18 protein-coding genes and 1 tRNA gene are annotated in these 24614 nt (G+C 72.6%); 6 read left to right on the forward strand and 13 right to left on the reverse strand.

Going from position 1 to position 24614, the window contains the following annotated elements:
• Positions 1 to 43: 43 nt before the first annotated feature.
• The 3 genes from selB to J2W20_RS08615 all read right to left on the reverse strand — a co-directional run bounded on the left by selB (position 44) and on the right by J2W20_RS08615 (position 3307).
• Positions 44 to 1840, reverse strand: coding sequence for a selenocysteine-specific translation elongation factor (gene selB / locus J2W20_RS08605; protein WP_307006085.1), 1797 nt, complete (start codon positions 1838 to 1840; stop codon positions 44 to 46).
• Between the two features lie 3 nt (positions 1841 to 1843).
• The gene (gene selA, locus J2W20_RS08610) at positions 1844 to 3175 is read right to left on the reverse strand and encodes an L-seryl-tRNA(Sec) selenium transferase (RefSeq protein WP_307006086.1); all 1332 of its coding nucleotides are present in this window, start codon (positions 3173 to 3175) and stop codon (positions 1844 to 1846) included.
• 37 nt (positions 3176 to 3212) lie between these two features.
• Positions 3213 to 3307: transfer RNA gene (locus tag J2W20_RS08615), tRNA-Sec, on the reverse strand.
• Positions 3308 to 3368: 61 nt separating this feature from the next.
• Between J2W20_RS08615 and selD the strand changes: the two genes are divergently transcribed.
• On the forward strand, positions 3369 to 4373 hold the full coding sequence (gene selD / locus J2W20_RS08620) for a selenide, water dikinase SelD (RefSeq protein ID WP_373457986.1): 1005 nt from the start codon (positions 3369 to 3371) through the stop codon (positions 4371 to 4373).
• Between the two features lie 14 nt (positions 4374 to 4387).
• Here selD and nrfD read toward each other — a convergent pair whose 3' ends face one another.
• The 4 genes from nrfD to J2W20_RS08640 all read right to left on the reverse strand — a co-directional run bounded on the left by nrfD (position 4388) and on the right by J2W20_RS08640 (position 11317).
• Complete coding sequence (nrfD, locus tag J2W20_RS08625) at positions 4388 to 5476, reverse strand: NrfD/PsrC family molybdoenzyme membrane anchor subunit (RefSeq protein ID WP_307006089.1); 1089 nt, start codon at positions 5474 to 5476, stop codon at positions 4388 to 4390.
• Positions 5473 to 6483 carry a 4Fe-4S dicluster domain-containing protein gene (locus J2W20_RS08630; RefSeq protein WP_307006090.1) on the reverse strand — a complete coding sequence of 337 codons (1011 nt, stop codon included), beginning with the start codon at positions 6481 to 6483 and terminating at the stop codon, positions 5473 to 5475. Before J2W20_RS08630 ends, nrfD begins: the two co-directional genes overlap by 4 nt.
• Positions 6484 to 9792 carry a formate dehydrogenase gene (gene fdh, locus J2W20_RS08635; RefSeq protein ID WP_307006091.1) on the reverse strand — a complete coding sequence of 1103 codons (3309 nt, stop codon included), beginning with the start codon at positions 9790 to 9792 and terminating at the stop codon, positions 6484 to 6486.
• A 100-nt stretch (positions 9793 to 9892) separates the two neighbouring features.
• Positions 9893 to 11317, reverse strand: coding sequence for an NAD(P)H-quinone dehydrogenase (locus tag J2W20_RS08640; RefSeq protein ID WP_307006092.1), 1425 nt, complete (start codon positions 11315 to 11317; stop codon positions 9893 to 9895).
• Between the two features lie 88 nt (positions 11318 to 11405).
• On the opposite strand from J2W20_RS08640, the gene J2W20_RS08645 reads away from it, so the two are divergent.
• On the forward strand, positions 11406 to 12221 hold the full coding sequence (locus tag J2W20_RS08645; RefSeq protein ID WP_307006093.1) for a purine-nucleoside phosphorylase: 816 nt from the start codon (positions 11406 to 11408) through the stop codon (positions 12219 to 12221).
• Positions 12222 to 12232: 11 nt separating this feature from the next.
• Positions 12233 to 14092 (forward strand): phospho-sugar mutase, encoded by a 1860-nt coding sequence (locus J2W20_RS08650; RefSeq protein WP_307006094.1) that lies wholly within the window; start codon positions 12233 to 12235, stop codon positions 14090 to 14092.
• Positions 14093 to 14144: 52 nt separating this feature from the next.
• Here J2W20_RS08650 and nirD read toward each other — a convergent pair whose 3' ends face one another.
• The gene (nirD, locus tag J2W20_RS08655) at positions 14145 to 14534 is read right to left on the reverse strand and encodes a nitrite reductase small subunit NirD (RefSeq protein ID WP_307006095.1); all 390 of its coding nucleotides are present in this window, start codon (positions 14532 to 14534) and stop codon (positions 14145 to 14147) included.
• Between the two features lie 304 nt (positions 14535 to 14838).
• On the opposite strand from nirD, the gene nirB reads away from it, so the two are divergent.
• From nirB to J2W20_RS08670, 3 genes are read left to right on the forward strand one after another with little or no spacing between them, the layout of a single operon-like run.
• On the forward strand, positions 14839 to 17445 hold the full coding sequence (nirB, locus tag J2W20_RS08660) for a nitrite reductase large subunit NirB (RefSeq protein ID WP_373457988.1): 2607 nt from the start codon (positions 14839 to 14841) through the stop codon (positions 17443 to 17445).
• Between the two features lies 1 nt (position 17446).
• Entirely contained in the window at positions 17447 to 18535 is a 1089-nt protein-coding gene (gene cobA / locus J2W20_RS08665) for a uroporphyrinogen-III C-methyltransferase (protein WP_307006097.1), read from the forward strand.
• Positions 18536 to 18585: 50 nt separating this feature from the next.
• Positions 18586 to 19701: a uroporphyrinogen-III synthase gene (locus tag J2W20_RS08670; RefSeq protein ID WP_307006135.1), complete on the forward strand. Its 1116-nt coding sequence runs from the start codon at positions 18586 to 18588 to the stop codon at positions 19699 to 19701.
• A 311-nt stretch (positions 19702 to 20012) separates the two neighbouring features.
• On the opposite strand, the gene J2W20_RS08675 is transcribed toward J2W20_RS08670, so the two are convergent.
• From J2W20_RS08675 to J2W20_RS08695, 5 genes are all read right to left on the reverse strand, one after another.
• Positions 20013 to 21017: a sugar phosphate isomerase/epimerase family protein gene (locus J2W20_RS08675; RefSeq protein WP_307006098.1), complete on the reverse strand. Its 1005-nt coding sequence runs from the start codon at positions 21015 to 21017 to the stop codon at positions 20013 to 20015.
• Positions 21018 to 21041: 24 nt separating this feature from the next.
• Positions 21042 to 21371, reverse strand: a complete 330-nt coding sequence (locus tag J2W20_RS08680) for a putative quinol monooxygenase (protein WP_307006100.1) — start codon at positions 21369 to 21371, stop codon at positions 21042 to 21044.
• Between the two features lie 68 nt (positions 21372 to 21439).
• A complete protein-coding gene (locus tag J2W20_RS08685; protein ID WP_307006101.1) occupies positions 21440 to 22621 on the reverse strand; it encodes a Gfo/Idh/MocA family protein in 1182 nt (393 codons plus the stop codon).
• A gap of 23 nt (positions 22622 to 22644) precedes the next feature.
• On the reverse strand, positions 22645 to 23466 hold the full coding sequence (locus J2W20_RS08690) for a sugar phosphate isomerase/epimerase family protein (protein ID WP_307006102.1): 822 nt from the start codon (positions 23464 to 23466) through the stop codon (positions 22645 to 22647).
• A gap of 13 nt (positions 23467 to 23479) precedes the next feature.
• Positions 23480 to 24613 (reverse strand): Gfo/Idh/MocA family protein, encoded by a 1134-nt coding sequence (locus J2W20_RS08695; RefSeq protein WP_307006103.1) that lies wholly within the window; start codon positions 24611 to 24613, stop codon positions 23480 to 23482.
• Between the last annotated feature and the right edge of the window lies 1 nt (position 24614).

Consider the following 24614-nt stretch of genomic DNA (forward strand, 5'->3'; position numbering starts at 1 on the left):
GGGATGGGCGGCGGCCCCGACGCTTCCGCGGCTGGCCGGCGGGTCAGCGCACCACACTGCGGTGGCCGGCATCCAGGCGCCTGGTCCATCCGCGCGAATCGAGGTGTTCGAGCAGCGGGACCGCGATCCGGCGGGTGGTCCCGAGGGCCTCACGCGCCTGGCTCGTGGTGAAGGGCTGCTCCAGGCGCGCCAGGGTCCGCATCGCGAGGGCCGGTGCGGTGGGCAGGAGGACCACGCCGTCGCGGAGCCGCAGCACGCGTCCGGCACGCTCGGCGGCGGCCAGCTCGCGGGCGCCCAGACCGAGCGCGGCCAGCTCGTCCGCTTCCGGCGCACGGAACGCGTGCGCCGTGAGCCTGCGCTCCAGCTCGGCGACGGCAGGCCCGATGGGCCCGAGATCGTCGCCGCTCCCCGGAAGCCGGAGGTGCCCGCCGTCCTGTTCCAGGCCCGCGCCGCGGACCAGGGGTGCAAGGAGCCTCTCATCGGGCAGTGCGAGCAGGTCGCGTGCGGCCCCCATGGAGAGGCCCGGGGCGAGGGGGTCCCGTTCGTGCAGGGCTTCGACGGCGGCGCGCAGCCGCTGCTGCCAGGCGTCGATGACGGGAGCGTGCACCCACCAGTCGCCGAGGACCCGCACCCCCGAGGGCGCCTGGGCGCCGTGCTCGGACAGCAGGCCGAGGCGGTGGAGGTGCTGCACCTCCACCGCTCCGCGGGCCGCCACTTCCGCGAGCACGTCCCCGGCGGGATCCATGGCCGCAAGCCGCTGCGCCCACTGGGCGCCGTCGCCGCGCCGCTGCAGGGGCGGCGGGTCGGCGTCGAGGACGAGGGCGCCGCCCAGCACCGAGCGGCTGCCCGGGTCGCGCAGCACCAGCCGGTCCCCCAGGACGAGCGGCGCGGGCCTGCTGAGCACGAGCCGCGCATGATCGGGCCCGAACGGACGCAGCCGCGCCGGCACCGAGGCGGTGCCGACGTGCACCATGAGCTGCTCCGGCATGTCCGTGCAGGCCACGCCGGTGGTGCGGCGGATGCCCAGGACACCCGTGGTCGGCCACGCTTCGGGGGTGACGAGTGCGTCCCCGCGGCGGACGTCCGCTGCCGAGACGTCGCGCAGGTTCAGGGCCACCCGGCTGACGGGGCCGACCGAGGTGTACACCGTGTCGCGGCTCTGCAGGCCACGGACGGTGACGTCCCGCGGACCCGCGTGGCCGAGCAGCTGGAGCCGGTCGCCCTGGGCCAGCGTTCCCGCTCCGAGGGTTCCTGTCACGACCGTTCCTGACCCGGTGATGGTGAAGGATCGGTCCACCCACAGGCGCACGCGCCCGGTCGTGACGGGCGAGGGAACGCCGGCCAGCACGCCGTCGAGCGCGGCCTTCAGCTCGTCCAGGCCGCTGCCCTCGACCGCAGACACGGCCACTGCAGGAGCCTCCCGCAGTCCGGTGCCCGCCAGCTCGCTCCGGGTCCGTGCGAGCACGTCCCGGACCTGCTGCCCGGACGCCCGGTCCGCCCGGCTGAGGACCACGACGCCGTGCTCGATGCCGAGCGCGGCCACCGCGTCCCGGTGGTCGTCCGACTGCGCCTGCCAGCCCTCGTCCGCGGCCACGACGAAGCAGACCACGGGCGCAGGTCCGATGCCCGCGAGCATGTTGCCGAGGAAGCGCTCATGGCCGGGGACGTCCACGAAGGCGACCTCCTGCCCGGACGGCAGGGTGGTCCAGGCATAGCCCAGGTCAATGGTCAGGCCGCGGCGCCGCTCTTCCTCCCAGCGGTCCGGCTCCATGCCGGTGAGGGCGCGCACCAGAGTGCTCTTGCCGGAATCCACGTGCCCGGCGGTGGCGACGACGTGCACGCCTCAGCCCGCCCGGCCCGCGCCCGCTGAGGCGAGGGCTGCCAGTGCCTGCCGCACCGCCTCCAGGATCCGGCCGTCGTCCGCTGCGGGGACGCACCGCAGGTCGAGCAGGCAGGCGCCGTCGTGGACGCGCGGCAGCACGGCGGGCTCGCCGGTCCGCAGGTGGCCTGCGATTCCCTCGGGGAGCCGGAGCGCCCAGCCCGGCAGGGGGAAGCCGGGGGCGCCGCCCCCGCCCACCCGGCCATCGTGCGGCACCACGGGCACGCCGAGGGCCCCGGCGAGCCGGTCGGTGCGGCGCCGGAGCTCCCCCGGGTCCGCGTGCAGGGACTGGACCACCGGCGGCGCCTCGCCCGCGACGGTCGCCTCCAACGCGGCGAGGGCGAGCTTGTCGGCCCGGACGGCGCGGGCGAGCGGATGGCGGGACAGCCGCTCGATGATCTCCTTGCGGCCCAGCAGCAGGCCCGCCTGGGGGCCGCCGAGCAGCTTGTCGCCGCTGGCGATGACGACGTCGGCCCCGTGGGCCAGCGCCGTGGCAACATCCGGCTCGCGCGGCAGGTGCGGGTCGGGCGCCAGCAGACCGCTCCCGAGGTCTGCGACGAGGGGGACCCCTTGGGCCGACGTCAAGGAGCTCAGCTCGTCCAGGCCGACAGCGGAGGTGAATCCGTCGACCCAGAAGTTGCTCGGGTGGATCTTGAGGACGCAGCCCGTGTCGGGACCGAGGGCGTCCGCGTAGTCGCGCAGGTGGGTCCGGTTGGTCGTGCCCACCTCGTGGAGCGAGGCGCCCGTGGACTCGATCAGGTCCGGCAGCCGGAAGCCTGCACCGATCTCCACGAGTTCGCCGCGGCTCAGGATCACTTCGCGGCCGGCGGCGAGGGCCGTGGTGGCCAGGACGAGGGCGGCGGCTCCGTTGTTGACCACGAGCGCGTCCTCGGCGGCAGGGCATGCGGCGAGCAGCGCGGCGCGGGCCCCGGCGCCGCGCCGGGAGCGGCGGCCGTCTGCAAGGTTCAGTTCCACGTCGACGTAGCCGCTGGCGGCCACGAGCGCCTCGACCGCAGCAGCGGAGAGGGGCGCGCGGCCGAGGTTGGTGTGGACGATGATCCCGGTGGCGTTCAGCACCGGTCGCAGGCTGGTCGCCGTGCGCCCGGCGACCGCGGCGAGCACAGCGGCCTCCACGTCGGCGGGGGCGAGTTCGCCGCGCCGCGCCTGGTCCTGGGCGTACCGCACGAGGTCGCGGACTACCGCCTCGCTCAGCCGCGTCCGCGCCTCGCGGACGGCCGGAAGCGCCAGCAGGTCGTTCGTGCGCGGTATCAGGCGCCGGGGATCGACCTGGTCCACAGCCCCTCCTCGTTGCGCGGCATCGCCTGCCACTGGTTGGCGGTGGCGGACGGGAATCGAACCCGCCAGGCCGAGATGCTCGGCCTCACCGGTTTTGAAGACCGGGGGGCCCACCAGGACCCGGACGCCACCGCCCACCAATGTAGCAGGCACGCGGCGGTAGGCTGGGCGGGTGATTGAGGCCCCGACTTCCCTGCCGCAGCCCGACGAGGGCGCCGCCGGTGCGACCCGGCTGACGGGCTATGCCCATGGCGGCGGCTGCGCCTGCAAGATCCCGCCCGGAGAACTCGAGGACGTGGTCCGCAGCCTCATCGGCCAGCCCGGCGCGGACGTGCTGGTCGGCCTCGACAGTGGCGACGACGCCGCGGCGGTCCTGGTGCACGAGGACCTGGCGGTGCTCTCCACCGCCGACTTCTTCACGCCCGTCGTCGACGATGCCTTCGACTGGGGCCGGATTGCGGCGGCCAACGCGCTCTCGGACATCTATGCGATGGGGGGCCGGCCGATCATGGCGGTCAACCTCGTGGGCTGGCCGCGCGGCGTGCTGCCGCCGGAGCTGATGGCCGAGGTGCTCCGCGGGGGCCTGAGCGTTGCCGCCGAGGCGGGCTGCCCGGTGATCGGGGGCCATTCGATCGACGATCCGGAGCCGAAGTACGGCATGGCGGTCACCGGCGTCGCGCCTCCCGACCGCCTGCTGCGCAACGACGCCGCCGAGCCGGGGCTGCCGATCACGCTGACCAAGCCGATCGGCGTCGGCCTGCTGAACAACCGGCACAAGCAGACCGGCGAGGTGTTCGCCGAGGCGGTGGCGACGATGGCGGCCCTGAACCGCGACGCGGCCCAAGCCGCGGTGGCGGCCGGCGTGCAGGCGGCCACGGACGTGACGGGGTTCGGCCTGCTGGGGCACCTGTACAAGATGTGCCGCGCCTCCACAGTGGGCGCGGTGATCGACCTGACCGCGGTGCCGCTCATCGACGGAGCCCGGCAGGCGCTGCGGGACGGCTTCGTCTCGGGCGGGACGCGGCGCAACCTCGACTGGGTCAGGCCGCACCTCCGGCCCGCGTCCGGGGTCTCCGAGGACGACCTGCTCCTCCTCGCCGACGCGCAGACGTCCGGGGGCCTGCTCGTGGTCGGCGAGGTGCCCGGATACCCGGTGATCGGCCACACCACCGCGGGCGGCGGCATCGAGGTCCGCTAGCCCCCGTGGGCAGGTCACCCGGCGGTGGTGATCGAATCGTCCGTGATGCCGGCTGCGCGGCGGGCAGCGAGCCGGTTCTTCTGGGGTTCGATCGTGTAGCGCGGATCCTTCGCCGAGGACAGGCCTGCCTCGAACACCCCGAACCGGGTCAGGGCGGAGGCTGCCAGCAGCGCCAGGCCCGAGGCCGCCGCCACCGCACGGCTGCGGCCGGCCAGCAGCGTCCCCAGGCCGCCGGCGACCGCCAGCCGCTCGCTCCACGCCAGCATCGCCCCGGCCTTCCCCTCGTGCAGGGGTTCGGCTGCGACCGGATCCATCCGGTGCTCCATCACCCGAGTCGCCACCACGTCACCGATCACACCGAGCACGGCGAGCTTCCGGGCGGGAGACGCCTCCCCCACGGGCGTGGTGACCATGGCGAGCCCGGCGGAGGCGAGGGTCGCCGAACTGACGAAGACGAACGGCAACTCCTGGTGGGCAGCATTCCACGTGGGCGTGGCGGTGTCGCCGAGCAGGACCGCCGTGTACGCCGCGAGGGGTCCGCCGAAGAACGCGGCCCCGACGCCGGCCGGCCCCTCGACCGCCTGCAGCACGGGCCGCAGCGGGCCCAGCGGCAGGCGCTTCCCGGTCATGCGGTCGATCTCGGCCACCGCCGCGACCCCCGCGCCCGCGCTGAACGCGCTGAGGATCCATGAGCCGACGCTCATGGGCGAGGTGACCTTGAACGTCCGCAGCATGTGCAGGAATCGCTCCGGCCGGCCCAGATCCTTCACGAGGGCCACGGCACCGACGCTGACCGCCGCGAGGGCGCCCAGCCGGGCGTTCCGGCGCAGGATCGGCCGTCCGGTCAGCTGGCCGCCGAGGCCCAGCAGCGCGGAGCCGCCGGCGACGCCGCCGAGGAACAGGTAGGCGGCCACATCGTCGCCCCACGGCGCCGGCTTGACCACCGGACGGCCGTAGTACGAGGTGAACTCCGGCTCCGGGACCATGGGCATCTCCCTGGAGCCGTCACCGCCTCCCCGGCGGGCGGAGCCGCGCTTGCCGCCCGGTCGCCGGCGCCGGGCCGGCTCGGGGGGCCTGAAGCTGTCAAAATCCGAGTGCGTCACGCACGTCCTCCCAGGAATGCCACGGCGGCGGCGGCCACCATGCCCACCACGGCCATCCCGGCGCGCCGGTACATCTGCGGCAGATCGGCCGTGGGGACCCTCGGGTCCGGCGGGAGCCCGTAGACCTCGGGCTCGTCGAGCAGCAGGAAGACCGATCCGGTCCCGCCGACGCCGTCGAGCTCGTTCGCGCCGTAGAGCCTTGCTTCGGTCAGCCCCTGCGCATGCAGGTCGGCGACGCGCTCCCTCGCGGTCTCCACCATGTCGTCGTGGTCGCCGAACTTGATGGACGTGGTCGGGCAGGCCTTGGCGCAGGCGGGCGTCTCATCGGCCACGAGGCGGTCGTAGCACAGCGTGCACTTCTGGGCGACGCCGACGTTGGGGACGGCGGGGTGCGCGGCATGCTGCTCCTCGCGCTGGGCGGCGACCGCGACGGTCCCGTCGCGGCGGCGCTCGATCACGCCGAAGGGGCACCCGGCCACACAGGTCCCGCAGCCATTGCAGACGTCGTCCTGCACCACCACAGTGCCGAACTCGGTGCGGAAGAGCGCACCGGTCGGACAGACGTCGAGGCAGCCTGCGTGCGTGCAGTGCTTGCAGACGTCAGAGGACATCAGCCAGCGGAAGTCGGCGGTGTCCGGCGGCGTCGTGTCCGCCGTCGCCAGGTCTGCTGCGGCATCCGCCGCGGCCGCAGGGGGGCCGATGCGCGGCATGCCCAGGTTGACGAGCGCGCGCCCGGACTCCCGTGCCTCGGCAATGCGCTCCTGGCCCTGCTCGATGAACGCGACGTGCCGCCAGGTGCTGGCACCCAGCGCTCCCGTGTTGTCGTAGGAGGACCCGAGCAGCTCGAGGTTGCCGTCCTGGGGATTGTGGTTCCACTCCTTGCAGGCGACCTCGCAGGCCTTGCACCCGATGCAGATCGAGGTGTCGGTGAAGAAGCCCTTGCGCGGATGGCTGTGCTCCCAGTGGGCATCGGCGGTGGGGTCGGTCGGTCCGGCCAGCTGGCCCATCTAGTCCTCCCTTGTCGGGTCGATGCCTTCGGCGGCCGGGTCGGTGACCGTCTGATTCCCGGTCTCGACCGTTGCCCCGGCCCTCGCCTGGTACTCGGCGACCAGGGAGAGGAGGTCCGCGCCGCGGGGCCGGCGGCCCGGACGGATGTCGCAGGAGGCGACTTTGGATTCCTGGATCTGGACGTTCGGATCCAGCGTCACGCCGAGCAGGTCGTTGGCGGCATCGCCGCTCACCACGGCGTTGCTGCCCACGCCCCAGTGGTAGGGCAGCCCGATCTGGTGCACCGTGTGGCCGCCCACCGTCAGCGGGCTCATCCGTTCAGTGACGATCACCTTCGCCTCGATGGCAGAGCGGGCCGAGATGATCGTTGCCCACCCGTACGGCTCGAGTCCTCGCTCCGCGGCCAGCTCCGGGGACACCTCGCAGAACATCTCCGGCTGCAGCTCCGAGAGGTACGGGAGCCAGCGGCTCATCCCGCCGGCCGTGTGGTGCTCGGTGAGCCGGTATGTGGTGAACACGTACGGGTAGACCTCGGCACCGCTGGTCCCGGCGCTGGGCGCGCTGAGGTTGTCCGGACGCGGGAACCTCAGCCGCGTGGGGCTCTGCTGCTGCGGGTACAGCGCGTTGGCGACCGGCGACTCCTGGGCCTCGTAGTGCGTGGGCAGGGGCCCGTCCACGAGGCCGGTGGGTGCGAACAGCCACCCCTTGCCGTCGGACTGCATGATGAAGGGGTCGTCACCGCTGAGGGCGGCCGGGCCGCCGAGGGCCGGATCGGGCTGGCTGCCCGGCGCCCGGTCCACCGGGAAGTCCGGCACGTCGTCGCCGACCCACCGTCCCTGCTCCTGGTCCCACCAGATGTACTTCTTCCGCTCGCTCCACGGCTTGCCGGCCGGGTCCGCGGAGGCGCGGTTGTAGAGGATCCGGCGGTTGGCCGGCCAGGCCCAGCCCCACTCCGGCGCCGCGGGTCCCTGCTCGCGGCCGGGCTTGCGGTTGGCGGCATGGTTGGTGCCCTCGGCGTACACGCCGGTGTAGATCCAGCAGCCCGCGGCGGTGGATCCGTCGGCGCGCAGCTCTGTGTAGGACGAGAGGGGCCGGCCTGCCTCGGGCCCGGCCAGCTGACGGCCGTTGATCTCGGCCAGCACGGCCTCCGGGTCGGGATCGCCGTGCTCGTCCGTGGGATAGTCCCACGTGAGGTCGAGCAGCGGGCGGTCGCGCTCGTCGTCGGAGCCGGCCAGCTTGGCGCGGATCCGCTGGCCCAGCTCGTAGAAGAACTGCAGCTCGCTCTGGCATTCCCCGGGCGGCGTGACTGCCTGGTGCCGCCACTGGAGCAGGCGCTGGGTCTGGGTGAACGAGCCCGCCTTCTCCACGTGGGTCGCCGCCGGAAGGAAGAACACCTCGGTCTCGATGTCCTCGGTGTGCAGCTCCCCGGACTCGATCTCCGGGCCGTCCTTCCACCATGTAGCCGACTCGATGAGGTTCAGGTCCCGCACCACGAGCCACTTCAGGTGCGACATGCCCAGCCGCTGCAGGCGTCCGTGGGCCGAGCCCACGGCGGGATTCTGCCCGAGGATGAAGTAGCCCTCCACCTCGTCCTCGAGCATGCTCATCACCGTCTCGTAGGTGCCGTGCGCGCCGGTCAGCCGTGGAAGGTAGTCGTAGGCCCAGTTGTTCTCCGCGGTCGCGGCGTCTCCCCACCAGGCCTTGAGCAGGCTGATGGTGTAGGCGTCTGCCTCGGCCCAGTACCCCTTCTGCTGCTTTGACGCGATGGCCCCCAGGTATTCGCTGAGGGTGTCGTGGCGGCCGGCGCTGGGGACCGGCAGGTACCCGGGCAGGAGGTTGAAGAGCGTCGGGATGTCCGTGGAGCCCTGGATGCTCGCGTGGCCGCGCAGGGCCATGATGCCGCTGCCGGGACGGCCGACGTTCCCGAGCAGGAGCTGCAGGACCGCGGCGGCGCGGATGAACTGGGCGCCCAGCGAGTGCTGGGTCCAGCCGACGGCGTAGGCGAAGCACGTGGTCCGCTCGCGTCCCGAGTTCTCGGTGATGGTGCGGGCCAGGTACTCGAAGTCCGCCACGTCCAGGCCGCACATGTCCTGGACCATCTCCGGCGTGTAGCGGGCGTAGTGCCGCTTGACGATCTGGAAGACGGTCCGCGGGTCCTGGAGGGTGTCGTCGCGCTGGACGCGGGCGTGCTCGAGCGAGGGGCCGCCGCTGCCGAACGTGTGGCCGGCGGCGCGCGCCGAGGCGTCGGAGCCGTGCTCCGAGCTGGCGCCGGGCTCGACGATCGTGCCGCCCTCTTCTTCGGCATATCCCCACGACGACTTGTCGTACGCCCCGGTCTCGGGGTCGAAGCCTGAGAACAGGCCGCCGAGGTCCTCGGCGTCGCGGTAGTCCTCGTGGACCAGCGTGGCCGCGTTGGTGTACGCGCTCACGTACTCCTTGAACCAGAGGTCATGGGTGATGACGTAGTTGATGAGCGCGCCGAGGAGCACCACGTCGGAGCCAGCACGGATCGGCAGGTGCCGGTCCGCGACCGCAGACGTGCGCGTGAAGCGGGGGTCGATGTGGATGACCTTCGCTCCGCGCGCCTTCGCCTCCGCCACCCACTGGTATCCCACAGGGTGGCACTCGGCCATGTTGGAACCCTGGATGATGATGCAGTCGGCGTTGGCCATGTCCTGCAGTGACTGCGTCGCGCCACCGCGTCCAAACGAGGCTCCCAAACTGGGAACCGTGGCGGAGTGTCAAATGCGGGCCTGGTTCTCGGTCTGCACCGCCCCGGCAGCCGTGAACAGCTTCTTGATCAGGTAGTTCTCTTCGTTGTCCAGCGTGGCCCCGCCCAGCGAGGCGATGCCCATGGTGCGGCGCAGCAGCCGGCCTTCGCTGTCCTGCTGCTGCCAGGTCCTGCGGCGGCTCTCGATGAACCGGTCCGCGATCATGTCGACGGCGGTGTCCAGGTCCAGGCGCTCCCACTCGCTGGAGCGGGGCGCGCGGTAGAGGACGCGGGTCTGCCGGCCCGGGGAGTTGACCAGCTGCTCGCTGGCCGAGCCCTTGGGGCACAGGCGGCCGCGCGAGATGGGCGAATCGGGGTCGCCCTCGATCTGGACGACCTTCTCGTCCTTGACGTAGACCCGCTGCCCGCACCCGACGGCGCAGTAGGGGCAGACGCTCTGCACCACGCGGTCCGCCGTGGCGGTCCGTGGGGCGATCGCCTTGGTCCGGGGCGACGTGACCGACGGCCCTCGGCCGAGCAGATCACCGGTGCGCATCTGCCGGACGACGGGCCATTCAAGGAAGCTCCGCGGTGCCATGGTTGCGAGCATAGCCCACAGGAGGGGGCCAGCGGCAGGACCTCCGCTCCCCCGGGTGCGGCGTCGCGGCCGCGCCGCCGCACCGCCCCCGGGCCCGGGGCTACATGTGGACGTGCAGGCGGCGCGCGGCCTCCGACAGCGAGCCGGACAGCGACGGGTAGACCGCGTAGGTGTTCGCGACGTCGTCCACGTGGAGCTTCTGCTCGACCGCCATCGCGAGGCCGAAGATGAGCTCGGAGGCGTTCGAGCCCATCACGACGGCGCCGATCACGGTGCCTGACCCCTTCCGGGAGATGATCTTGACGAACCCGTCGGTCGTGTTGCGCATCTTGGCGCGCGCGTTGCTCTTCAGGCGCAGGGTGACGATGTCGCCGGCGATCCGGCCGCTCGCGACGTCCGCCTCCGAGGCCCCCACCGAGGCGATCTCGGGCGAGGTGAAGATGTTCGAGGCGACGTGGTTGAGGTTCAGCGGCGTCACCTGGTCGCCGAGGATGTGGGCGACCGCGATCCGGCCCTGCATGGCCGCGACGGAGGCCAGGGCGAGGACCCCCGTGCAGTCGCCGGCCGCGTAGACGCTGGTCGCGGAGGTGCGGGAGACGCCGTCGACCTTGATGTGCCCGCTCTCGCTGACGGCGACGCCGGCCTGCTCGAGCCCGATCCCGTCCGTGTTGGGAATGGAGCCGACGCAGAGGAGGCAGTGCGAGCCGGTCACCTTCGTGCCGTCGCCGAGAGTGACGACGACGCCGTCCTCCGTGCGCTCGACGGCCTCCGCCCGCGACCGCGAGAGCACCCGCACGCCGCGCCGTGTGAAGACCGTCTCGAGCAGCTCGGCGGCGTCCGTGTCGGACCCGGGGAGGACCCGGTCGCGGGAGGAGATCAGCGTGACCTTGCAGCCGAGGCCGTTGTAGGCCGAGGCGAACTCGGCACCCGTCACACCCGAGCCGACCACGATCAGCTCCTCCGGGAGCTCCTCGAGGCTGTAGATCTGGGCCCAGTTGAGGATCCGTTCGCCGTCCGGCCGCGCGGTGGGGAGCTCGCGCGGGTGCGCGCCCACGGCGAGGATCACGGCGTCGGCCTCGATCCGCTCGGTGCCGTCCACCGTGACCACCTCGATCACGCTGCCGTCCACGAGGCGCCCCGAGCCGAGCACGACCCGGACGCCCTGCGCCTCGAGGCCGGCGCGGATGTCCTCCGACTGCTGGCGGGCGAGGCCCAGGAGCCGGTCGTTGACGATGCGCAGGTCCGCCCGGAGGTCCGAGCGCTTGAGCGAGTCCCCCGTGCCGGAGGCCAGGCGCAGCCCGAGAGCCGCCGAGGCCTCCTCGACCCGGGTCATGAGGTCGGACGTCGCGATGAGCGTCTTGGAGGGCACCACGTCGGTGAGCACTGCGGAGCCGCCGAGCCCGGCGCGCTCCACGATCGTGACCCGGGCACCGAGCGACGCCGCGACCGACGCCGCCTCGTAGCCGCCGGGTCCGCCGCCGAGGATAGCAATGTGGGGGGCCGCGAAGTCAGGGTTCATCGTCACGGACATCCATTGTGCCCTGCGCGGGGGCGTGGGGGCCATTGCCGTGCCGCGCATGCCCCGGTGCGGGCGCGGTTGGTAGGTTCTACGTGTGACCACAACGGCAACCGCCACCGGGCCCTTCGAGCTCGCCCGGGCCGCGGCAGACCATATTGCGCGCGCCACGGGCGTCCAGCAGCACGACCTCGCGCTCGTCCTCGGCTCCGGCTGGGGCGGCGCGGCGGACCTCATCGGGGAGACGACGGCGACCCTCCCTGCCTCCGAGGTCCCCGGATTCTCGGCCCCAGCGGTCGAGGGGCACGTGGGCACCATCCGCTCGGTGCTCACCGCGGACGGCAAGCGGGCCCTCGTGCTCGGCGCGCGGACGCACTACTACGAGGGCAAGGGCGTGCGCGCCGTGGTGCACGGCGTCCGCACCGCGGCCGCGGCAGGCTGCCGGGTCCTCACCCTCACGAACGGCTGCGGCGGCCTCAACCCCGAGTGGGCCCCCGGGACGCCCGTGCTCATCAGCGACCACATCAACCTCACGGCCACGTCCCCGCTCGAGGGGGCGACGTTCGTGGACCTGACCGACCTCTACTCGTCGCGGCTGCGGGCGGTGGCCCGGTCCGTGGACCCGAGCCTGGCCGAGGGCGTGTACGCCCAGTTCCCAGGCCCGCACTACGAGACGCCCGCCGAGGTGCAGTACGCGAAGCGGATCGGTGCGGACCTGATCGGCATGTCCACCGCGCTCGAGGCCATCGCCGCCCGGCACGCGGGCCTCGAGGTGTTCGGCATCTCCCTCGTGACCAACCTCGCCGCCGGCATCAGCCCGGAGCCCCTCAGCCACGAGGAGGTCCTCGAGGCCGGCCGGGCCGCCGGCCCGCGCATCTCGCGCCTCCTCGCCGACGTCCTCGCCGCGATCTGAAGGACCTTCCCATGAGCACCACACCTGCCGGCACCCCCGAGCTCGCCGAGCTCGTCTCCCGCGCCGAGGCCTGGGCCTCGGCCGACCCGGACCCGGCGACGGCGGCCGAGCTGCGCGAGGTCCTCGCCCACGCCGCCGACCCCGAGGGCTCCCCCGCCCGCGATGCCGCACGGCAGGAGCTCGCGGACGCGTTCGCCGGGACCCTGCAGTTCGGCACGGCCGGGCTGCGTGCGGCGCTCGGCCCCGGGCCGAACCGGATGAACCGCGTCACGGTGCGCCGCGCCGCTGCGGGCGTGGCCGCGTTCCTCCACGGGAAGGTCGCCGGCCCCGCTGCGGGCGCGGCGGACGGGATCCGGCCGCGCGCCGTCGTGGGCTACGACGCCCGCACCAACTCGGACGTGTTCGCCGAGGAGACGGCGGCGGTCTTCACCGCCGCGGGCATCGAGACCTACCTCATGCCGTCCGCGCTGCCGACGCCGGTGCTCGCCTACGCGCTGCAGGCGCTCGGTGCCGACGCGGGCGTCATGGTGACGGCGAGCCACAACCCGCCCCAGGACAACGGCTACAAGGTCTACCTCGGCGGCCGCGCGGTGGACGAGGCCGGGCGCGGGGCACAGATCGTCGCCCCGGTCGACGCCGAGATCGCCGCACTCATCGACGCCGCGGGCCCGGTCGGCGCCATCCCGCTCGCCCAGTCCGGGTGGACCACGCTGCCGGCGGGCATCGCCGCGGACTACCGGGACGCCGTCGTGCGCCTCGCCGATCCCGGGCTCTTCCCGGCGCGGGAGCTGACGATCGTCCTGACGCCGCTGCACGGGGTGGGCGGCGAGACGGCCGCCGGTGTGCTGCGGGCGGCCGGATTCGAGGACGTCTCCCTCGTGCGCGAGCAGGCCGAGCCCGACCCGGCCTTCCCGACCGTCGCCTTCCCCAATCCGGAGGAGGCCGGCGCGCTCGACCTCGCTCTCGAGGCCGCCCAGGCGGCGGGTGCGGACCTCGTGATCGCCAACGACCCCGATGCCGACCGCTGCGCCGTCGCCGCCCCCGATCCCGCCTCGGGCGAATGGCGCATGCTCCGCGGGGACGAGGTCGGGGCGCTGCTCGGCTCGCACATGGTCCGCCGGCTCGGGCGCGGGCAGGGCCTCACGGACGACGCCGCCCCCGCGGCCGCCGCGGACGCCTCGCCGGCCGCCTCCCCCGCCGCCCCGCCCGCGGCCGAGGCCGAGCCGGGCGGACCCGTGTTCGCGAACTCGATCGTGTCCTCGCGCCTGCTCTCCCGCATCGCCGCCTCGGCCGGGATCGCGCACCGCGAGACCCTCACCGGCTTCAAGTGGATCTCCCGGGTCCCCGGGCTCGTGTACGGCTACGAGGAAGCCCTCGGCTACTGCGTGGCGCCCGCGCTCGTGAAGGACAAGGACGGGATCTCCGCCGCGCTCCTCGTCGCGGAGATGGCCGCCGAGGCGAAGGCCCAGGGCCAGACGCTCTTCGACCGACTCGACGCGCTGCACGTGCTCCACGGGGTCCACCTCACGGACCAGCTCAGCGTCCGGGTGGCGGACCTGGGCCTCCTCGAGGCGATGATGAGCCGGCTGCGCCAGGACCCGCCGGCCTCCTTCGCGGACTCCCCCGTCGAGACTGCGGTGGATCTCTCCGAGGGATCGGAGCAGCTGCCGCCCACCGAGGGACTCCTGTGGGCCACGCGGGACGCCACCCGGGTGATCATCCGGCCGAGCGGCACCGAGCCGAAGCTCAAGTGCTACGTCGAGGTGATCCGCCCGGTGGACAGCTCCGCCGAGCTCGCCGAGGCGCGCCAGGCCGCGCGGCAGGCCCTCGACGCCGCCCTCGACGACGTGCGCGAGGCCCTCGGGCTGTAGTAGCGCCCGCGGTGTAGCGCCCGCGCGCGTCCATTCGGGCTCGGCACGGGCATCAGGCTGCGATCTGGACCATGCCGTCCACCACGCGGGCCCGGAACGCCGCGACCGGCGCGCCCGGGGCATCCAGCCGCTCGCCGGTCGCGAGGTCGTAGACCTGCTTGTGCAGCGGGGACGTGATCGTGGGGCGGTCTCCCCGGGAGCCGACGATCCCGCGGGCCATGACGTACGCCTCGCTCGCCGGGTCGCGCTGCTCGATGGCGTAGACCTCGTCGGTGCGGAGGCGGAACACCGCAACCTGACGGCCGGCGACGAGCGCCGCCTCGCCCCAGTTCGGTTCGAGGTCGCCGAGGGCGCAGACGCTGTGCCAGACGCCCTCGGCGAGCGCGGGGCCAGCGTGGTCCAGGAGGGCGTCCGTGCGGGGTGCTTCAGCTGTGATCGTCATGGCTCCACGCTACGGAGCGGGCCGTTTCGCCCGGGTTGAGCCCGCATGACGGCTGCGTAAAACCGGCCTCACCTCCCGCGAAACATGCCCGTGACAGCGAAGTCAACGGTCCGTTACATCCGGGCAACTGACCCGAAATCGCCCCTTCCTAGGCTTGAGGGAGACCACGCCGGAACGCCGGCATCCCCTACGGAAGGCACCGACCGTGAGCACCAGCCCGCTCGAGACTCCCCCTCCAGGCCCCGGCCCGCGCCGCGTCGTCGTGATCGGCGGCGGCCCCGCCGCCCACCGCTTCGCCGAGGCGATGGCCGCCCGTGGCCTCGACGCGTCCGGCGGCTTCCACGTCACGCTGGTCAGCGAGGAGGACCACCTTCCCTACGACCGCGTGGCGCTCTCCAAGGCGCTCACCGGCGATCCGGGCAGCGTCGACCTCACCCTGGGGGCGCCGTCGCTGTGGGACACCCCGGGAATGGCGCTCCGCACGGGCACGCGGGCCGTGGGCCTCGACACCGCGGCCCGCACCGTCCGCGTCGAGGGCCGGGACACTGTGGAGGAGCTGCCCTACGACGAGCTCGTCCTGGCCACGGGCTCGAACGCCGCCCGCCTCCCGATTCCCGGCGCCGAGCACACGCACGTCTACCGCACGCTCGAGGACGTCTGGTACCTCCGCGCCGAGATCGGCCGCCTCCACGGGACCCTCGGCCGGCCCCCGCGGGTCGCCGTGATCGGCGGCGGCCTGCTCGGCATCGAGGCGGCCGCCGGGGCGCAGTCGCTCGGCGCCGAGCCCCTGATCATCGACGGCTCGCCGTGGCCCATGAACCGGCAGCTCGACGAGGGCGCCGGCCAGGCGCTCACCCGGCTCATCGCCGCGAAGGGCTTCACGCTGCACGGCGGGGTCTTCCCGTCCGAGGTGCACACGGACGACGCCGGCACGGTCACCGGCGTGCTCATGGCGGACGGGCGCCTGGTCCCCGCCGACCTCGTGGTGGTCGCGATCGGCGTGCGGCCCCGCGACGAGCTCATCCGCGCGGCCGTGGACGGCGTTGGCGAGTCCGGCGGCCCGGCGACGTTCGAGCTCGGGCCGCGGGGCGGCGTCGTGATCGACGAGACGTGTGCCACGGGCGCGCCGAACGTGTGGGCGATCGGCGAGGTCGCGAGCTTCGGCGGCATGTGCCTGGGGCTCGTGGCGCCCGCCAACACGATGGCGGAGATCGTCGCGGACCGCCTCCACGGCGGCGGCGCGACGTTCCCCGGCTTCGACACCGCGACCAAGCTCAAGCTCTCCGGCGTGGACGTGGCGAGCTTCGGCGACGCGTTCGCCGCCGAGCCGGGAGCGCTCGAGATCGTCTACGCGGACCCGGCCCGCGGCATCTACCAGAAGATCGTCACGACCGACGATGCGCGCACGCTCCTCGGCGGCATCTTCGTCGGCGACGCCTCCCCCTACCTGAGCCTGCGCCCGCTCCTGGGCCGCGAGCTCCCCGCCGAGCCCGGCGCGTTCCTGTCCGCGTCGGGCGCCGGCGACGGCGGCGAGGCCGCCCTCGTCGAGCTCCCGGACGACGCGATCCTCTGCTCGTGCAACAACGTCGCCGCCGGGGCGCTGCGGGACGCGGTCAACGGGTGCGGCACGTGCGAGGGGCAGGACCCGGTGCAGGATGTGGCCGGGCTCAAGGCGTGCACCCGCGCCGGCACGCAGTGCGGCTCGTGCGTGCCGATGGTCAAGAAGCTCCTCGAGGCCGAGCTCGCCAAGTCCGGCGTCACGGTCAGCAAGGCGCTGTGCGAGCACATCCCGCTCTCGCGCCAGGAGCTCTTCGACGTGATCCGCGTCGCCCAGCTGACCTCGTTCGAGGACATCATGGCCCGGCACGGCACCGGCGCCGGCTGCGACATCTGCAAGCCGACCATCGCCTCGATCCTGGCCTCCCAGCATTCCGCCTACGTGCTCGACGCCGGCCGCGGCACCCTCCAGGACACCAACGACCGCGCCCTGGCCAATATGCAGAAGGACGGCACCTACTCGGTGGTCCCGCGCATCCCGGGCGGCGAGATCACCCCCGAGAAGCTCGGCGTCATCGCCGCCGTGGCCCAGAAGTACGGCCTGTACACGAAGATCACCGGCGGCCAGCGGATCGACATGTTCGGGGCCCGGCTCGAGCAGCTCCCGGACATCTGGGCCGAGCTCATCGCCGCGGGCATGGAGTCCGGGCAGGCCTACGGCAAGAGCCTGCGGACCGTGAAGAGCTGCGTCGGTTCGACCTGGTGCCGCTACGGCCAGCAGGACTCCGTGGGCATGGCGATCCAGCTCGAGCTGCGCTACCGCGGCCTGCGCAGCCCCCACAAGCTCAAGCTCGGGGTCTCCGGCTGCGCGCGCGAGTGCGCCGAGGCCCGCGGCAAGGACGTGGGCGTCATCGCGACCGCCGACGGCTGGAACCTGTACGTGGGCGGCAACGGCGGCGCGACCCCGGCCCACGCCCAGCTCCTGGCCAAGGACCTGGACGATCAGACGCTCATCCAGTACATCGACCGCTACTTCATGTACTACATCCGCACCGCCGACCGCCTCCAGCGCACCGCGCGCTGGCAGGAGGAGCTCGACGGCGGCCTCGAGCATGTGCGGCAGGTCGTCGTCGAGGACTCGCTCGGGATCGCCGCCGAGCTCGAAGCGGCGATGGCCACCCACGTGGAGCACTACGAGGACGAGTGGGCCGCGACCCTGGCGGACCCCGAGCGCCTGCGCCGCTTCCGCTCCTTCGTCAACGCCCCCGACGCGGCCGACGACTCGATCGTGCACGTCCCCGAGCGGGACCAGGTCCGGCCCGCCACCGCCGCCGAGCGCGTCTCACTCGGCGCGACCATCCCCGTCCGCACCCCCGCCGCGGCCGCCGCCGCGCCCACCGCCCAGGAGGCCTGACATGCAGCTCACCCTCTCCCTCGAGGGCCTTCCCGTCGTGGTCCTCGGCGAAGCCGACGAGTCCCGCCAGGCCCTCGCGCGCTACCGCGCTGCGGGGGCCCGCCTGACGTTCTTCGAGTCGGCCGAGGCCTACATGGCGGCCGCCGCCGCGCCCGCCAGGCCCGCGCTCGTGGCCCTCGTGGGGCGCCCGGCCGCGCACGACGCCGCATGGTCGCCCGTGCTGGACCACTACCGCAGGCTCGGGGTCCCCCTCGTCGCCGAGCCCCCGGCTGGCCGCCGCGGCCACGTGGCCCTCGTGGGCGGCGGCCCCGGATCGCGCGGCCTGCTCACGGTCGAGGCCGTCGAGGCGCTCCGCGATGCGGACATCGTCCTCTTCGACCGGCTCTCGCCACGGCGCGAGCTCCCCGCGCTCACCACGGCCCGGCTCGTCGACGTCGGCAAGCTGCCAGGGCACCACAAGGTGCCGCAGGAGGAGATCAACCGGCTGCTCGTGGACTACGCGACGTACGGCCTCACCGGGCGCCCCGCCAACGTGGTGCGGCTCAAGGGCGGGGACCCCTTCGTGTTCGGCCGCGGCGCCGAGGAGGCCGCCGCCTGCGCGGCCGCGGGCGTCCCCGTGCGCGTCGTGTCCGGGATCTCGAGCTCGATCGCCGTCCCCGCCGCCGCGGGGATCCCCGTCACGCACCGCAACGTGAGCCACTCCTTCACCGTCATCTCGGGGCACGCCCCGCTGAGCGACGCCGAGCACCTCCACCTCGCCGGCCTCGCGGCGGCCGGCGGCACCGTCGTCGTCCTCATGGGGATCGCCACGCTCCCCCACCTCGCCGCCGGGCTGCGCCGGGCGGGGCTGGGGCCGGCAACGCCGCTCGCCGTGGTCGAGCGCGGGCACCAGGCGGGCCAGCGCACCACGGTCGCCGACCTCGGCAGCGCCGAGGCCGCCACGTCCGGGTGCGGCAACCCCGCCGTGATCGTCATCGGCGATGTGGTGCGGGTGGCCGGGCGCGGCGCCGAGGCGGGCTCGGCGTACGCGGACGAGCTGCGCGGGCTGGTCGGCGACCTCGCGGGGCAGCAGGCCGGGAGTGCCGCGTGAGCGCCGCCGCGGTCCGGCCGGACGGCGCGCAGCCGGCGGCGGATGGGAGCGTGCTCGGGGGCCTCCTGCGGGGCTTCCGCGTGGGCGTCACGTCGCACCGGCGCTCGCAGGACCTGATCGAGGCCCTCGAGCGGCGGGGCGCCGAGGTCCTGCATGCCCCCGTCCTCACGATCGCGCCGGTCGAGCAGGACCAGGGGCTCCTCGCGGACACCCGCCGCACCATCGCCGCGCAGCCCGACCTGGCGATCATCACCACGGCCTACGGCATGCGCCGCTGGCTCGAGGTGGCCGACGCCGCGGGGCTGGGCGACGCCCTGCAGGACTCCCTCGCCGGCGCTTCGCTCTACGTCCGCGGCCCCAAGGCCCGCGGCGCGGTCCGCGCGGCCGGGCTGGCCGACGCCGGCATCGCCCACGACGAGACCACCTCCACGCTCGTGGACCTCGTGCTGCGCGACGCCGGCGGCCGGCTCGACGGGCGGCGCGTGGTGGTGCAGCTGCACGGCTACACCGACCGGGGCCAGCTCGACCGGCTCCGCGAGGCCGGGGCCGAGCTCGTCACCGTCACCCCCTACCGCTGGGTGCGGCCCGAGGGCGACGACCGCGTCGAGGCGCTCATCGCCGCCGTGTGCGAGGGCGCCCTCGACGTCGTGACCTTCACGAGTGCCCCGGCCGTGGACGCCCTGTTCAGCACGGCCCACGAGCTCGGCGTCCACCGCGAGCTCGTCGGCGCTCTGCGCCGCCGGGTGGCGACCGCCGCCGTCGGCCCCGTGACCGCCGCGCCCCTCGAGGCCGCAGGACTCAGCCCGTGGATCCCGGAGCGGTACCGCATGGGGGCGCTGGTCAAGCTCGTGACCGACAACCTCGAGCGGCGCGCGGTGCGCAGCGTGGAGACCCCGGCGGGGACCGTGGCGCTGCGGGGCCGGGCCGTCACCGTCGCCGGGTCCGAGCTGTTCCTCGCCCCGGCGGCGATGCTGCTCTTCCGGACGCTGCTGGACGCCGGGGGCGCCGTGGTCCCCCGCGAGACCCTCGCCCGGCTCGTCTCCCCGTCCGCTTCCAACCACGCCCTGGACATGGCGGTCAACCGGCTGCGCGGGGCGCTGCCGGACCCGCAGCTCGTGCAGACAGTGGTGAAGCGCGGGTACCGGCTGCGGGTGACCGCCCGCTGAGGCAGCGTCCCCCTATCCAGAGCGACGGACGACAGGCACTCCGGCTGCGTCAGGCCAATGTGTACCTTCTTGGGCGATTCACCCGGGCAAGAGGAGTCCACGCCTCATAGGAGTCTCGTTGGTCGAATGCAGTGCGGACCCCTCTGAACGGCTGGACGAGCAGAACTGTCCCGCCTTCGAGGACCTCTCCTGCGATTCCGGTACAGACCGTCCTGCCCTTCAGGCGTACTTCGATCTCGCACCCGGAGAGGGTTGACCAGTCGTCGACACGTATCAGGATGTTGACCGCCCCCGTGGCTGCTGTTCTGGTGTCAGGTCTGGTTGCTGAAGGCGGCGTCGAAGGAGGCGGTGGCGGGGGCGAAGTCGAACTTCTTCAGCGCGGCGAGGGCCTCGGGGGCCCCGACGAGGCGGTCCATGCCGGCGTCCTCCCATTCGACCGAGATGGGCCCGTCGTAGCCGATGGCGGTCAGGGCGCGGAAGCAGTCCTCCCAGGGGACGTCGCCGCGGCCGGCGGAGACGAAGTCCCAGCCGCGGCGGGGGTCGCCCCAGGACAGGTGGGAGGAGAGGATCCCGGCCCGGCCGTTGCCCATGCGCATCCGGGTGTCCTTGCAGTCCACGTGGTAGATCCGGTCGGGGAAGTCGGTGATGAACGCGACGGGGTCCAGGCCCTGCCACATCATGTGGGAGGGGTCCCAGTTCAGCCCGAACGCGGGCCGGTGGCCGATGGCCTCGAGGGCGCGCTGGGTGGTGACGTAGTCGTAGGCGATCTCGGAGGGGTGGACCTCGTGGGCGAACCGGACCCCGCACTCGTCGAAGACGTCGAGGATGGGGTTCCACCGGTCGGCGAAGTCCTGGTAGCCGGCGTCGATCACGGCGGCGGGGACGGGCGGGAACATGGCCACGTACTGCCAGATGCTCGAGCCGGTGAACCCGACCACGGTCTTGACCCCGAGCGCCCTGGCCAGGCGGGCGGTGTCCTTGAGGTCCTCGGCGGCGCGGCGCCGGACGCCTTCGGGGTCGCCGTCGCCCCAGACGGCGGAGCCGACGATTCCCTGGTGGCGGAAGTCGATCGGGTCGTCGCACACGGCCTGGCCCTTGAGGTGGTTCGAGATCGCGTAGAGCTCCAGCCCGTGCTTGTCGAGGATGCCCAGGCGCTCGTCGACGTACGCCTGATCGTCCCAGCGGGAGGCGTCGAGGTGCTCGCCGGAGACGGCGATCTCGAGGCCGTCGTAGCCCCAGCCCGCGGCGAGCCCGGCGACCTCCTCGAGCGTCAGGTCGGCCCACTGGCCGGTGAACAGGGTGAACGGGCGGGGCATGGGATCTCCTAGGGGGTTGGATTGTCAGCTCACTGGGGCGATCGGAGAGACCGTGAACGGCTCCGCGAGCAGGTCGACCGAACCGTCTACGAATTCTTGGACGTGGGCCTGCTCGGTGTGGCTCGCGAGGTCAGCTCGGCTGTTCCAGCCCTCGATGAGGACGAATCGTCCATCGACCTCATAGATGCTGTATTCGATGCAGCCACGGTCCTTGCGGCTCGTCTGCTGGAGATTGCGGAGAGCGGTGCGTAGCTCGGCTGCCCGATCGGGTTTAGGCGTGAAGACGGGCATCAGCCACGCTTCTTGACCCTCTATTCCTGCTGGATTGCGGTCGGTTGCGGATGGCGGGTTCATCTTTCCTCCTAGTGGTGGCAGGGGTGGGGGCGGCGTGTGCGCTGCCCCCACCCCTGAGGCTGTTCCTGCTAGTCCGCGAACTCCGCAATGCGGGGGACGTCGACCCACGCGTCCTTCTCCGCGGAGGCGACGATCGCATCGTCGATAAGGGCGGTCTGGTAGCCGTCGGCGAAGCTCGGGCTCACGCTGGTGCCATCGGCGATGGCCTTGAAGAAGTCGTGCGCCTCGATGATCTTCGTCTCGCCGTAGCCGATGCCAAGGGCGGGGATCGGCCAGAGGCCATTTCCGTAGGGGTGCGCCGGCCCCGTGTAGACGGTCCGGAAGCCGCGACGGTCGTCGCCGTCGTTCGCAAAGCAGACCTGGAGCTCGTCGCGGCGTTCATAGTTGAAGACGATGCTGCCCTCGGTGCCGTGGATCTCGAACGTGATGAAGTTGTTCCGGCCCCACCCGTTGCGGGTGGCCTCGATGGAGCCGACGGCCCCGTTGGCGAAGCGGACCATGGTCATGACCTCGTCGTCGACGTCGACGTCGCCACGCGGCCCGTCGCCGCCGCGAACGTTGCCGAGGGCGTCAGCCCCGCCGGACTGCATGGGACGGTCAGGGATCCAGGTTGAGAGGATCGAGTTGACGGAGGCAAACTCGCCGACGAGGTAGCGGGCCATGTCGATGACATGTGTCGCGATGTCCCCGAGCGCACCGGACCCGGCCACGGACTTCTGGAAGCGCCACGACAGCGGGGAATTGGGGTCGGCGCTCCAGTCCTGCAGGTAGGTGCCGCGGAAGTTGAGGATTCGGCCGATTGCGCCTTCTTCGATGTACTTCTTTGCGAGGGCGACTGCGGGAGTGCGGCGGTAGTTAAAGGCCACCATGTGGACGATTCCTGCGTCCTTGACTGCGTCGTACATGGCTCTGGACTCCTCGCCGGTGCGCGCAAGGGGCTTCTCACAGATGATGTGCTTGCCTGCTTGGGCCGCGGCGATCGCGATCTCGGCGTGGAGGTGGTTCGGCGTGGCGATGTCCACAACGTCGATCTCCGGGTCTTCGACGACTCTGCGCCAGTCCGAGGTGGACTGCTCGAAACCGAAGCGGCGGGCGGCCTCCGCGGCGAGGTCGTCAGTCGCCTCGGCTATCGCCTTGCGGATAGGCATGGCCGGGGCTGGCCAGAAGAACATGGGCATCGCGGAGTAGGCGAGCGAGTGGGCCTTGCCCATGAAGCCGCCTCCGATGAGGCCGACATTGAGATTCTTCATGACGTGTTCCTTTTCGATGAGGGTCAGGCGTGGAGGAGGGCGTCCAGATACTTCTTGCTGATTTCGGCCGCAGCGCGGGGGTCTCCGTCGTACTCGTCGAGCTCGACCATGAGCCAGCTGTCGTAGCCGCTCTCCTTGATCGCCTCGACGATGTCCGGAAGGTCGAGGACGCCTTCGCCGAGCGGCAGGAATCCGAACGGGTCCTCGCGGAGGTCTTTCAGGTGCACATGGCGGAGGCGCTCGGGGTATTTGCGGATCATGGCCGCCGGGTCAGCGCCTCCTGCGGCGAGGTGGGCCGTGTCGGGACAGAAGCCGATCCTGGTGAGCGGCATGAGGCGCTCGAGCTCGTCCGGGGCCTCGACGATGGTGCTGAGGTGCGGGTGATAGCTGGCGGTCAGGCCAGCTCGCTCGGCGATGTCCGCCACTCGGTCGAGGGCTTCTCCGAGGCGCTGGTAGTCCTCGTCGCGGGTTCCCGCGGCGCGCCGTGCGCCTCCGCCGACGACGAGGCGTTCTGCCCCGAACGTGGCCGCCAGCTCAGCGGATCGTTGAATCCGGTGCAGCTCGTCAGGGAGGATGTCGGCGTAGATGAAGTTGGCCCCGGTGTAGACGCTCACGAGCGAGACGCCCGCGTCGTCGAGGAGACCGCGCAGCTCCTCGGGCCGCTCGGCGTACTCCACGAGGTTGCCGTCGAACATCTCCACACCCTCGTAGCCAACTGAAGCGATGTCCTTCACGGCCTTCTCCATAGAGCCGTGGGTCATGTAGAAGAGGTCTTTGACGCTCGTCACCCCGACGGGGTGGCCGACGACGCCGCCCCAGGTGATGGTGCAGTATCCGAGTTTCATTGGCTTGGCCCTTTCAGATGGTGATGGGAGCCCGGTGGGCTGGTGCGTCCTGTACGGGAGTTGCGACCCAGGTGCCCTCGCGGGCTGAAGTGACGAGCGCCTGCGTGAGCTGCGCGGCGCGGAGCCCGTCGGCGAAGGTGGGCAGCCCGTCGGGTGCATGGCCGCGCACGGCGTCGTAGACGTCGGCGACGAAGGCGTTGAAGCTGTCCTGGTAGCCCTGCGGGTGGCCCGCGGGCAGCCGGGCGTACCGTCTCCCGGCGTCAGTGGTGAGCGTGTCGGCGCCCACAGCGACCCTGGTGCTGGCCGCTGTCCGTCCCAGCCAGAGCGTGTCCGGCTGCTCCTGGTCGAAGCTCAGCGATGCGTCGGTCCCGTCGAAGGAGAACCAGAGGCGGTTCTTCCTGCCCGGAGTGACCTGGCTGACCACGACGGATCCTGTTGCGCCCTGATCGGTCTCGAACAGCACACTCGCTCCGTCTTCGGTGGTGACCGGGGCGGAGCCTCCATTGCCGGGCCGGTCTGCGAACGCCCGCGATGTGGAGGCGACGAGCCGCGTGATCCGCTGCCCGGTGACGAATTCCATGAGGTCGCACCAGTGGACGCCGATGTCACCGAACGCCCGGGACGACCCTCCGCTAGCCGGGTCGACGCGCCAGTTCGTCGTCTGGGGGCTGGCGAGCCAGTCCTGTAGATATGAGCCGTGCAGGAGCCAGAGGCGGCCTGCGGCCCCACGACGGACCAGGTCCCTTGCTTCCCGCACGGCCGGGTAGAACCTGTAGACGAAGGGCACCGATGCGACACTTCCGTGGCGCTGGGCCACGTCCGCGAGCTCCACTGCGTCCTCGACCGAGGTCGCGAGGGGCTTTTCACACACGACTGCTTTGCCGGCCGCGAGAGCACGCTTCGCATACGCTGCATGCGTCGCGTTGGGGGTGCAGATATGCACGACGTCGACGTCGTCGCGGTCGATCAGGGACTCTGGCGACGCTGCTGCGTGGAGGGCTCCGAGGATGAGGGCCGCGCGTTCGGCGCTTGCCGGCGTCCGGCCGGCGACGGAGCTCACCGTCCCGCCCGCGGCCCGAACGGCGTGCGCGTGGACCTCGCCCATGAAGCCCGTGCCGATGATTCCGGAGCGGCATGCGGCGCCCATG

Origin of the sequence: Sinomonas atrocyanea, assembly GCF_030812675.1 — a bacterium.
GTDB classification, from domain to species: Bacteria; Actinomycetota; Actinomycetes; order Actinomycetales; family Micrococcaceae; genus Sinomonas; species Sinomonas atrocyanea_B.

Excerpts from the sequence above, each read along its gene's own strand:
- J2W20_RS08630 (WP_307006090.1), bottom strand. The coding sequence starts at position 6,483 with ATGGGCCAGCTGGCCGGACCGACCGACCCCACCGCCGATGCCCACTGG.
- J2W20_RS08650 (WP_307006094.1), top strand. The coding sequence starts at position 12,233 with ATGAGCACCACACCTGCCGGCACCCCCGAGCTCGCCGAGCTCGTCTCC.
- nirD (WP_307006095.1), bottom strand. The coding sequence starts at position 14,534 with ATGACGATCACAGCTGAAGCACCCCGCACGGACGCCCTCCTGGACCAC.
- nirB (WP_373457988.1), top strand. The coding sequence starts at position 14,839 with ATGGCCGCCCGTGGCCTCGACGCGTCCGGCGGCTTCCACGTCACGCTG.
- cobA (WP_307006097.1), top strand. The coding sequence starts at position 17,447 with ATGCAGCTCACCCTCTCCCTCGAGGGCCTTCCCGTCGTGGTCCTCGGC.
- J2W20_RS08675 (WP_307006098.1), bottom strand. The coding sequence starts at position 21,017 with ATGCCCCGCCCGTTCACCCTGTTCACCGGCCAGTGGGCCGACCTGACG.
- J2W20_RS08680 (WP_307006100.1), bottom strand. The coding sequence starts at position 21,371 with ATGAACCCGCCATCCGCAACCGACCGCAATCCAGCAGGAATAGAGGGT.
- J2W20_RS08685 (WP_307006101.1), bottom strand. The coding sequence starts at position 22,621 with ATGAAGAATCTCAATGTCGGCCTCATCGGAGGCGGCTTCATGGGCAAG.
- J2W20_RS08690 (WP_307006102.1), bottom strand. The coding sequence starts at position 23,466 with ATGAAACTCGGATACTGCACCATCACCTGGGGCGGCGTCGTCGGCCAC.
- J2W20_RS08695 (WP_307006103.1), bottom strand. The coding sequence starts at position 24,613 with ATGGGCGCCGCATGCCGCTCCGGAATCATCGGCACGGGCTTCATGGGC.